The organism is Mesorhizobium sp. M5C.F.Ca.IN.020.32.2.1, assembly GCF_004023105.1.
In the GTDB taxonomy this organism is placed as follows: Bacteria; Pseudomonadota; Alphaproteobacteria; order Rhizobiales; family Rhizobiaceae; genus Mesorhizobium; species Mesorhizobium wenxiniae.
In genome coordinates this window covers 1-2,067 of record NZ_RZSX01001022.1, presented here as the reverse complement: position 1 = coordinate 2,067, position 2,067 = coordinate 1, and the positions used below count along the sequence as shown (strand labels likewise).

The 2,067-nt window shown below is 64.3% G+C and carries 3 protein-coding genes; 2 read left to right on the top strand and 1 reads right to left on the bottom strand.

From position 1 onward, the window contains the following. The coding region (gene hrcA, locus EOA86_RS32310; RefSeq protein WP_245497447.1) for a heat-inducible transcriptional repressor HrcA at nt 1–891 on the bottom strand (891 nt) is incomplete at its 3' end. A 221-nt stretch (nt 892–1,112) separates the two neighbouring features. Between hrcA and rph the strand changes: the two genes are divergently transcribed. Beyond that, nucleotides 1,113–1,829, top strand: coding sequence for a ribonuclease PH (gene rph / locus EOA86_RS32305; protein ID WP_128345303.1), 717 nt, complete (start codon nt 1,113–1,115; stop codon nt 1,827–1,829). 7 nt (nt 1,830–1,836) lie between these two features. Then, nucleotides 1,837–2,067, top strand: a 231-nt coding sequence (locus tag EOA86_RS32300; RefSeq protein WP_206630199.1) for a VOC family protein, incomplete at its 3' end; no start/stop codon positions are given.

Below are 2,067 nucleotides of genomic sequence, written 5' to 3'. Positions count from 1 at the left end.
CAGCGACGAGCCCGACAGCGAAAACAGCTTGTTTTCAGAGCCGATGAAGATGCGCACGCCGGAGCCTTCCTCGGCGAGGTCGAGAAGCTGGATCAGCCCGTTCTGCGTCTCCAGATCCTCGAACAAATGCCGCAGCAGGTCGATGTCGGCCTGCGCGGTGACATTTTCCAGCAGGTTGGCGCGGCCGCGCACGATGAGACGCGCCGGCAGGCCGCTCTCGGCGCCCGCCCAGACCGCAAGGCCCTTCTCCACCAGATCCTGCGACAGCGTGTCGAGGGCGGCCTTGGTCTCTTCCTTGATGCGGGCGATCTCGATCCGCGCCTCGGCCAGCGTGCGGCCACGGATGTGGGCATTGAGGAAGTTCGAGGCTTCATGCAATTGCGAGACGGTGATGCCGGCCGGCAGGTCGACGACGCGATTTTCGACGTCGCCGTTCTGCGACACCAGCACGGCCAGCGCCTTGGTCGGCTCGAGTTGGATGAATTCGATGTGCTTGAGCGCCACCTCGTTCTTGGCGGCAAGCACGAGGCCGGCGCCGCGCGACATGCCGGACAGCATCTGGCTGGCCTCGATGAGCATGTGCTCCAGCGTCGCGCCAGAGCCGGAGGCGCGCACCTGCGCCTCGATGGTGCGGCGCTCCTCGTCGGAGAGATCGCCAAGCTCCATGAAAGCATCGACGAAGAAGCGCAGGCCGGCCTGGGTCGGCAGCCGGCCGGCCGAGATATGCGGCGCATAGATCAGGCCGAGATGCTCGAGATCACTCATCACGTTGCGGATGGTGGCGGGCGACAGCGAAGACGGCAGGATACGCGACAGGCTACGTGAGCCGACCGGCTCGCCGTCCTTCAGATAGGAATCGACAATGCGCCGAAAGATGTCGCGCGAGCGCATGTCGAGCGACTGGAGTGCGGGCGATTGAAGCGCAGGGGACTGGAGCACTGCCGCCGACTGGGAATTGGGATCGACTGCCTTGGTCATTTCGAGCCAAACACCTCCGGCCCAAAGATATAGACTTCGGCCACGCCGGCGCAACTGGTCCATTTTCCTTTGCGCCTCTCGTCGCGTGCGGCTACAAGCCGGCCACGATTCCGAAAAATAGGATAAAAGCCTGAATGCGCCCTTCTAAACGCCAATTCGACGAAATGCGCGCCATCTCCTTCGAACGCGGCGTCTCCAAGCACGCGGAAGGTTCGTGCCTGGTGAAGTTCGGCGACACGCATGTGCTGTGCACGGCCAGCCTCGAGGAAAAGGTGCCGGGCTGGATGCGCAATTCCGGCAAGGGCTGGGTGACGGCGGAATACGGCATGCTGCCGCGCTCGACCGGCGAGCGCATGCGCCGCGAAGCTTCGGCCGGCAAGCAAGGCGGCCGCACGCTGGAAATCCAGCGGCTGATCGGCCGTTCGCTGCGCGCCGTGGTCGATCTGCAGGCGCTCGGCGAGCAGCAGATCACCGTCGACTGCGACGTGATACAGGCCGATGGCGGCACGCGCACAGCCTCGATCACCGGCGGTTGGGTGGCGCTTTACGATTGCCTGCGCTGGATGGAAGCCCGGCAGATGGCCAGCGTCGCCAAGGTGCTGAAGGATCATGTCGCGGCTGTCTCCTGCGGCATCCATGACGGCCAGCCGGTCATCGACCTCGACTATCTCGAGGATTCCTCGGCCGGCACCGACGCCAACTTCGTCATGACCGGCAAGGGCGGCATTGTCGAGATCCAGGGCACGGCCGAGGGCGAGCCTTTCTCAGAAGAGCAGTTCACGGCGCTGATGGAATTGGCCAAGAAAGGCATCCAGCGACTGGTCAGCCTGCAACAGCTGGCTGTAGCTTAACCCTGTCATGACTCCTTCCGCCATCCTCGAATCAGCCCTCTACGTGACCAACCTCGATGCCGCGGAAGACTTCTATTCCGGCGTGCTCGGGCTCGATCTGCTGGGCAAGGTCGACGGCAGGCATCTTTTCTTCCGTTGCGGGGACGGCGTGCTGCTCGTCTTCAACGCCGAGGCGACCAAGGTGCCGCCGGCGCCCGATGCCAGGCTGAAAGTGCCGCCGCACGGCGCTGTCGGCGAC

What these genes read in the sequence shown, in the direction of transcription:
- rph (WP_128345303.1), top strand. Translation starts at nt 1,113, where the DNA reads ATGCGCCCTTCTAAACGCCAATTCGACGAAATGCGCGCCATCTCCTTC.